The 8787-nt window shown below is 69.0% G+C and carries 4 protein-coding genes and 1 pseudogene; 4 read left to right on the forward strand and 1 reads right to left on the reverse strand.

Annotated elements, in window-relative coordinates; translation table 11 throughout:
- Positions 1 to 3 precede the first annotated feature (3 nt).
- Positions 4 to 1938, reverse strand: a complete 1935-nt coding sequence (locus ACFTWF_RS13150) for a 2-oxoacid:acceptor oxidoreductase subunit alpha (RefSeq protein WP_378461645.1) — start codon at positions 1936 to 1938, stop codon at positions 4 to 6.
- A 122-nt stretch (positions 1939 to 2060) separates the two neighbouring features.
- Here ACFTWF_RS13150 and ACFTWF_RS13155 point away from each other — a divergent pair, with 122 nt between their 5' ends.
- The 4 genes and pseudogenes from ACFTWF_RS13155 (at position 2061) to ACFTWF_RS13170 (ending at position 8656) form a co-directional block, all read left to right on the forward strand.
- Complete coding sequence (locus tag ACFTWF_RS13155) at positions 2061 to 4763, forward strand: AAA family ATPase (protein ID WP_378461646.1); 2703 nt, start codon at positions 2061 to 2063, stop codon at positions 4761 to 4763.
- A 105-nt stretch (positions 4764 to 4868) separates the two neighbouring features.
- Positions 4869 to 5705 (forward strand): class I SAM-dependent methyltransferase, encoded by an 837-nt coding sequence (locus ACFTWF_RS13160; RefSeq protein ID WP_378461647.1) that lies wholly within the window; start codon positions 4869 to 4871, stop codon positions 5703 to 5705.
- A gap of 601 nt (positions 5706 to 6306) precedes the next feature.
- Positions 6307 to 7564: pseudogene (locus ACFTWF_RS13165) on the forward strand (HNH endonuclease).
- 84 nt (positions 7565 to 7648) lie between these two features.
- A complete protein-coding gene (locus ACFTWF_RS13170; RefSeq protein ID WP_185725721.1) occupies positions 7649 to 8656 on the forward strand; it encodes an NAD(P)H-dependent glycerol-3-phosphate dehydrogenase in 1008 nt (335 codons plus the stop codon).
- The last annotated feature ends 131 nt before the right edge of the window (positions 8657 to 8787 follow it).

The raw sequence follows: 8787 nt of genomic DNA on the forward strand, positions 1-8787 counted from the left end.
GTGTCACACCGATTCCTCCCACCGGGGTCCGGTCGATCGGTAGGTCGCCGACGCGAGCGCGTCGGTGGTCTTCGCCAACTCGTGTTCACGCAACGTTCCGGCGAGGGCGGAGTCGATCACCTCGTGCAGTTCGTCGCCGAGGAACGCCAGCCCCCGCACCTTGGTCACCGACTGGACGTCGACCAGGAACTTCGACCGAAGGATCATCGCGAACTGGCCGAGATTCATCTCCGGTGCGACCACGGTCCCGTAACTGCGGAGCACCGCACCGAGATTCGCGGGCAGCGGGTTGAGGTTGCGCACCTGCACGTGGGCCACCTTCTTGCCCTCCCGACGCGCACGCCGGCAGGCCTCGCCGATGGGCCCGTACGAGCTGCCCCACCCGACGAGCAACAGGTCGGCCTCCCCCGAGGGATCGTCGACGACCACGTCGGGGACGCTGATTCCGTCGATCTTGGCCTGGCGCAACCGAACCATCAGGTCGTGGTTGGCGGGATCGTAGGAGATGTCGCCGCTGCCGTCGGCCTTCTCGAGACCGCCGATCCGGTGTTCGAGTCCGGGTGTCCCCGGGATCGCCACGGCACGGGCGAGCGTGTCCCGGTCGCGGGCGTACGGTGCGAACTCGCCGTCTGCCGGTGGCGCCGTCTCGCAGCCGGGGTCGATCCGCTCCAGCCCGGCCACGTCCGGGATGGCCCACGGTTCGCTGCCGTTCGCGATGGCCCCGTCCGACAGCAACAGCACCGGAGTGCGGTAGGTGAACGCGATCCGCGCGGCCTCGACCGCCGCGTCGAAGCAGTCGGCCGGTGAGCACGGCGCGATCACCGCAACGGGCGACTCGCCGTTGCGCCCGTACATCGCCTGCAACAGATCCGACTGCTCGGTCTTCGTCGGAAGCCCGGTGGACGGGCCACCTCGCTGGACGTCGATGACCAGCAGCGGCACCTCCGTCATCACCGCCAGCCCGATCGCCTCACTCTTCAGCGCCAGCCCGGGCCCCGACGTGCTCGTCACCCCGAGAGCACCGCCGATCGACGCGCCCAGCGCCGCACCGATCCCAGCGATCTCGTCCTCCGCCTGGAACGTGGTGACGCCGAGGTTCCGGTGCTTGCTCAGTTCGTGCAGGATGTCCGACGCCGGGGTGATCGGATAGGTGCCGAGGAAGACGTCCCGCGACGCCAGCCGGCCTGCGGTCACCACTCCGTACGCCAGTGCGGTGTTCCCGGTGACCTGGCGGTAGGTGGCGGGCGGGAGCGTCGCCGCCGACACCTCGTACGTGGTCGCGAAACTCTCCGTCGTCTCCCCGTAATTCCAGCCCGCCTTGAATGCGAGGAGGTTGCCCTCCGCGATCTGCGGCTTCGCGGCGAACTTGGTCTGCAAGAATCGCTCGATGCTGTGGGTGGGACGGTTGTACATCCATGACAGCAACCCGAGGGCGAACATGTTCTTCGCCCGTTCGCCGTCCTTGCGGCTCAGGCCGGCGGGTTCGACCGCGCCGACCGTCAACGTCGACATCGCCACCGGATGCACGACGTAGTCCTCGAGGGAGTCGTCGTCGAGGGGACTCGTGGCGTATCCGACCTTCGCGAGATTCCGCTTGGTGAACTCGTCCGTGTTCGCGATGATCATGCCGCCTCGCGGAAGATCGGCCAGGTTCGCCTTCAACGCCGCCGGGTTCATCGCGACCAGGACGTCCGGGCGGTCGCCGGCGGTGAGGATGTCGTAGTCGGCGATCTGGATCTGGAACGACGACACCCCGGGGAGCGTGCCCTGTGGCGCCCGGATCTCGGCGGGGAAGTTGGGCTGGGTGGCGAGGTCGTTGCCGAACGCGGCCGCCTCCGACGTGAACCGGTCGCCGGTCAACTGCATGCCGTCCCCCGAATCGCCGGCAAAGCGGATGGCCACCCGCTCCAACTTCGTGGAGTTCGCCTCCGTCGTCATGAATGCACCGAATCCTTCGACTCGTGGTCGTTCTGACCAGCAGCTTCTCACTTCACGTTACAAGCGATCCTCGTTTTCGCCACGCACACGCCGAAAATTCGCGTCGCGATACGGTGAGTGGTGTGAGTGATCCAGGCAACATCGAACTTGTCGGACGTTCCCGCGAGCTCGCCGAACTCGCGGCCGTCCTGCAGGAGGCGGCCGCGAACGTACCGGTCGTCGTCGTAGTCGAGGGCGTTCCGGGCATCGGCAAGACGACGCTCGTGGAGCACTTCCTCGCCGCCCATCCCGATCTGCTCAAATTCTCGGCCGTCTGCGCGCCGTGGGCGTCCGGTCGCCCCTTCGGCGTCGCCGGGCAACTCCTGGGTGCGGACGTGACGGCCGAGGACCCCCTCGACGTCGCTCGCGAACTGGTCGAAGCGGTGGCCAAGGATGCCGGAGACGCACCGTTCGTCGTCGTCCTCGACGATGCGCACTGGGCCGACGTCGCGTCGCTCCAGGCCCTGACGTCCGTCGTGCATCTCCTCGATCGGTCCGCGCTGATCGCGCTCGTCACGAACTCGGAACCGCCCGACGGCGTTCCCGCGGAGGTCCTCGACCTTCTCGACCGGCACCGCAGGCATCGGATCCGCGTGCGTCCACTCGACGCGTCCGATACCCGCGCGCTGGCGAACGACCTCGCACACGTCGACCTTCCGGCCCCGGTGGCGCACCAACTCGTGCAGCACACCGCCGGGAACCCCCGGCACCTCACGCAGCTTCTGCAAGAAGTCGATCCGAGTGCGTGGGGTCAGTGGCAACCGGTGCTGCCGGTGCCGCGCACCTTCGCCGCGAACGTTCTGTCGCGGGTGTCCGCCTGCTCGCCGCCGGCCCGCGCGCTCGTCGAATCGGCCGCCGTACTCGCCGGGGAACCCCGATTCGCCGACGCCGCCGCACTCGCCGACATCGAGCACCCCGTGGAGGCACTCGACGAAATTCACCGCGCGGGACTACTCGCCGTCGGTGAGCATCGCGGCGTGACCGTACTGTCCTTCCCGTCACCGCTCACCCGCGCCGCCGTCTACCGCAGCCTCGGACCGGTCCGGCTGCGCGATCTGCACGACCACGCCGCACGCATCGTCGAGGACGAGGGCAGGCGCCTGGACCACCGCGCCGCCGCCACCTCGTTCGCCGACCCCGCGCTCGCGGACGAACTCGACAAATACTCCGCGGGCAGGGCGACGGTCGGGGCGTGGTCGGCGGTCGCGGACGCACTGATCAAGTCCAGCCGGCTCACCGCGGATCGCGGCGAACGCGAGCATCGGCTGATTCGCGCCGTCGACGCACTCCTCGGCACCGGAAAACTCTCGCAGGCCCTGGCTTTCGCGCCCGAGATCGAGAGTTTCCCGGCAAGTCCCCTACGTGACGCCGTCCTCGGCTACCTCGCGATTCAACGGGGACGTCCCGCGGAAGCCGACCAGCTGCTCACCCAGTCCTGGGCCGCATGCGACCCGGAGACCGATCCGGCCACCGCGGCACTGATCTGCCAGCGGCGCGTCCTCGACTCGCTCGCCCGCTGGCACGGGCCGGATCTCGTCGAGTGGGGTTGCCGGGCAGTTGCTCTCGTCGACTCGGCGGATCCGTCGGCCGTCGAATCCGCGGCGATCATGGGACTCGGGCTCGCCGCCACCGGCCGGATCGCAGAGGCACGGGCCGCATACGACACGCTGTCCGCGAAGGTCGCCCTCGGCGCCCAATCGCAGCGCTTCGACATGGCGAGGGGCTGGCTCGACCTGGCTCTCGACGATCCCGAGACAGCGCGCCAGGAACTCGAGAGCGCCGTACCCACGGCCTTCCGGATGGGCTCCACCCGCATCTCGCTGTGGGCGCAAGCCTGGTTGGCGCGAACGCAATTCGCCCTCGGCGACTGGAGCGGCGCCATCGTCACCGTCGAACGGGCGGGCCACCAACTCGAGGATGCCACGCTCGACCTCCTTCGCCCCCTCGTGCACTGGACCGGCGCGCAGACGCATGCGCTCCGCGGCAACTGGCCCGCGGCTCAGGAGCACCTTCGTCTCGCGGCCGCAAGTTCGCACGACTACCCCATGATGTTCATTCCGGCCTCACTGGCGCGCGCACAGTGCGCCGAGGTCGAGACCGACTACGCGGGGGTGATCCGGGCGCTCGAGCCCCTCACCCGCCTGCATCCGCGGGAAGGCATCGACGAACCCGGTTTCTGGCAGTGGCCCGACGTCTACGCGAATGCGCTCGTGATGGCCGGTCGCGTCGACGACGCAGACACCTTTCTCGTCCCGCACGAGGAACGCGCCGCCGAGCGGGGACACCGATCGGCGATGGCCCGGCTCGGCTACGCGCGCGGCCGCATCGCCGGCGCACGCGGCGACATCGACGGCGCCCGGGACGTCTTCGAGGAAGCATTGGCACATCTCGAGACCCTGCCTCTCCCCTACGACCGCGCCCGCGTCAACTTCGCCTACGGTCAGACCCTGCGCCGGGCAGGCAAGCGACGCGAAGCGGACGCCGTCATGCAGGCCGCCAGAGAAAGCTATTTCGCGCTCGGCGCCACCGCCTATGTGCAACGATGCGACCGCGAACTGAAGGCCGGCGGCCTCAACCTCAAACGGAGCCGCTTCACACTCGACGAACTGACCCCACAGGAACGCGCGGTGACGGAACTCGTCGCGGGCGGCGCCAGCAACAAGGAGGCGGCGGGCGAGTTGTTCCTGTCCGTCAAGACCGTGCAGTACCACCTGACCCGGGTCTACGCGAAGCTCGGCATCCGCTCGCGCAGCGAACTCGCCGCGCAGTTCCGCGAACAGGAGTGACGCCCCGGGGTGGTGGGAACCCACCCCGAGGGTGCCTGTCACAGGCGGCGTCGTCCGGCCAGGCTGGAACGCGACCGATGCAGCCGACCTCCCTGGAGTTCCGAGATGGATGACACAATCGACGCAGTGCGCGCCGACAGCGAACTGAAGAACAAGCACCGCGCGATGTGGGCCCTCGGCGACTATCCCGCCCTGGCCACCGACATCATCGCCGACCTCGGCCCCGCCCTGGTCAGCGCCAGCCGCATCAGGCCCGGTGACCGAGTTCTCGACGTCGCGGCGGGATCCGGCAACGCCGCCATCCCCGCGGCGCTGTCCGGCGCGAGCGTCGTGGCCGGCGATCTCACCCCGGAACTGTTCGACGCGGGGCGCCGACGCGCCGCCGAAGTCGGGGCCCACGTCGAATGGCGGCAGGCCGACGCCGAAGCCATGCCGTTCGCCGACGACGAATTCGACACCGTGATGTCGTGCGTCGGTGTCATGTTCGCCCCGCATCACCAGGCGAGCGCCGACGAACTGGTCCGCGTCTGCCGGCCCGGCGGAACGATCAGCCTGCTCAGCTGGACCCCCGAAGGCTTCATCGGCCAAATGTTCGCGACGATGAAACCTTACGCACCGCCGCCCCCGCCCGGCGCGCAACCCCCGCCGCTGTGGGGTCGCGAGGACCACGTCCGGGCGTTGCTCTCCCATCGCGTCACCGATGTCGTGGCGACCCGGAAGACGTTGCGCGTCGACCAGTTCCGATCACCGGAAGACTTCCGCGACTACTTCAAGACCCGGTACGGCCCGACCATCGCGGTGTACCGGCACATCGCCGGCGACCCCGACCGCGTGGCCGCGCTGGACCGGGAACTCGCCGATCTCGCACACCGCTTCGACTACGGGAACGGCAGCACCGTGATGAACTGGGAGTACCTGCTACTCACCGCGCGGAAGTGGTAGCGAGCTCGACCACGATCGCGGTCCGCCGAACCCAGCTCGCGGTAAGCCTTGTCGGGCACAGCCACCGCCGCCGCCGGACCGTATAGCGGCCCTCCGCGACCGTACTTGACGCACATACTGATCCAGCTGATCAGCCCGAGCAGGGTGAGCGGACAACCGACGAGAAGCGCCGCCAACCTCTGCCAGTGCAGACCCCCGCCGCAAGAAAGGACAGTCCGTAATCTATCGCCGAAGCGGCGACGAACAGCATCGCCAGCACCGTGGCCGCCTTTGTCGCAGAGGGACTCCGACCGAGCTGAGGGGCGCGCCGCCCTTCGGCGGGGTCGATGGTGCTCGCGCACCACGTGACGGTCCTGGCCCACCCCTCTGGAACGGTCATCGGCCGACTATATGTCGACAGGACGACATGAATGCGAGGCCCGTTGTGGCGGCAACGAACTCGGACGGCGGCACCCGAGGAGAACCTGAGCGCCGGACGGTCGGGGTATTGCCCGGTGCGGGATCGGTTGCTAGAATCGAACAAAGTTTCGAATCACCTTGGGGGAGGTTGGTCGTGGGGGAGGCTGCATCGGGGGATGTGGTGGCACCGGATCTGGCGGAGGTGCGGGCGTTCACCGCGCGGTTGCGGTGCGTCGAGGCCGGTGGGGATGCCGGGGCGGGGATCGACCTGCTCGATGCGATCGAGGCGTTGAAGTCGGTGGGCTGTGCGGCGCAGGCGGTGATCACCGATCACGTCGCGACATGTGTTCGGGCGGAGCGGCAGGCCGCGGGGCTGCCGCGGGCGGAGTGGAATCGCGGGATCGGGTCGCAGATCGCGTTGGCGCGCAGGGAATCCCCGAACCGGGGTGGCCGGCATCTGGGGTTCGCTCGGGCGGTGGTGCACGAGATGCCGCACACGCTGGCGTTGCTGCGGTCGGGGCGGTTGAACGAATGGCGGGCCACCCTGTTGGTGCGGGAGACGGCCTGCCTGTCCGCATCGGATCGGGGCATCGTGGACCGCCGGTTGTGCGCCGACCCGACGGTGCTGGACGGGGTCGGTGATCGCGGGCTGATCGCGCGGGCGGCGGCGTTGGCGGCTGAACTCGACGCCGCCGCAGTCGTCCGCCGGCACCGCAAGGCGGTGTCGGAGCGGCGGGTGACGACACGGCCGGCGCCGGACATGATGGCGTACCTGAGTGTGCTGATGCCGGTGGCGCAGGCGGTGTGTTTGCAGGCCACGCTGGGGCGGGACGCGGACCGTCTGATCGCCACCGGACAGGGCGGTGGCCGGACCCGGAATCAGCTGATGGTGGATCTGTTGTTCGACCGCGGCACCGGACGGGCGGTGGCGGCGGGGGTGCCGGTGGCGGTGAATCTGGTGCTCTCCGATGACACCCTTATCGCGGGCGGGTTCCGAGGCGGCGCAGCTGCAGGGGTGGGGTCCGGTGCCGGCGGGGATCGCCCGGCACCTGGTGGCGGACGCGGTGAGCGCGGACACGGAGACCGCGTTGCGGCGGGTGTATGCGTGCCCGGGGTCGGGGGCGTTGACGGCGATGGACTCGCGGTCGCGCACGTTTCCGAAGAGTCTGGCGAGGTTGATCGATCTGCGGGATCGGACGTGCCGGACGCCGTGGTGTGATGCGCCGATCCGCCATCACGATCACATCCGCTCACACGACAAGATGGGTCGGACCAGTGCGGGCAACGGGTCGGGTGTGTGTGAGGCGTGTAATTACGCGAAGGAGGCACCGGGGTGGGTGGCCCGCCCGGTCACCCGCCGGGGTGGTCGGCATGCGATCGATCTCGGCACCCCGACCGGGCACCACTACCGATCCACCGCGCCGCCGCTGCCGACTCCGACACACCTGCGCGCGTCATGAGTGTGCACCGAATCAGCTTCGTGAACGCCCGGCAAGTGCGAGGCTTGAGGTCATGGACAGCAACAACACGATGGGTGATCGGTAATGGCCCGGCCGGTACGCGTCGTCGTGCTCGGCGCCGGCTCGTGGGGTACGACGGTGGCTGGTCTCGCCGCCCACAACACACCGACTCTGCTGTGGTCGCGAAATGCCGAAACCGCGGACGAGATTAACACCGAGCACCGCAACTCCCGCTACCTCGGCGACCGCCCGCTCCCCGACTCGATGCGGTCTACGGCCGACCTGGTGGAGGCCGCGCAGGAAGCCGACGTTCTCGTGGTGGGGGTGCCGTCGCATGCGGTCCGCAGCACGCTCGCTCAGATCACCAACGAGGTCCGAGCGTGGGTGCCCGTGCTGTCGCTGGCGAAGGGACTGGAACCGGGAACCCGGTTGCGTCCCACCGAGGTGATCGCCGAATGCCTGCCCGGTCATCCGGTCGGGCTTCTCGCGGGCCCCAACATTGCGCGGGAGATCGTCGACGGACTGGCCGCGGCATCCGTCGTCGCCACCCAGGACGTTCGGGTGGCCACGGCGTTGCAGCCGTTGTTCGCGTCCGCCGTGTTCCGCGTCTACCGCAACACCGATGTGCTGGGCTGCGAACTCGGTGGCGTGCTGAAGAACATCGTGGCCATCGCGTCGGGAATGGCCGACGGCCTGGATGTCGGCGACAACACGCGCGCGATGGTCCTGGCGCGCGGGCTGGCCGAGATGACCCGGCTTGGCGAGGCGATGGGCGCGAATCCGCGGACGTTCGCGGGACTCACCGGGGTCGGAGACCTCATCGCCACGTGCATGAGCCCCAGTTCGCGGAACCGCCGGGTGGGTGAGTTCATTGCCCGCGGCATGACGGTCGACGAGGCCGTCGCCAAGCTGGGGCAGGTGGCGGAAGGCGTCAAGACTGCCCCCACGGTGATGGAGTTGGCCCGCGACTACAACGTGGACATGCCCATCGCCGCCGAAGTCGAGGCCGTGGTCGCGGGGCGGCAGACACCGGAAGGCGCCTATCGTGGCCTGCGGAAAGTCGCTGCCGGCGGGGAGCACGAGGTGGCGTGACCGCACAACTGCATCCAGCCATTGCATTATCTAGACGTTTCTAAGCAATCTCCTAGAAATCTGGGGCAGACTCCTGAGTGGAGGTATCCCGCCTAGCAGCGTCGTGCGGGGACGGCTGCGTGAGAGAAGTC

The organism is Rhodococcus sp. NPDC056960 (assembly GCF_042674125.1).
Lineage (GTDB): Bacteria > Actinomycetota > Actinomycetes > Mycobacteriales > Mycobacteriaceae > Rhodococcus_F.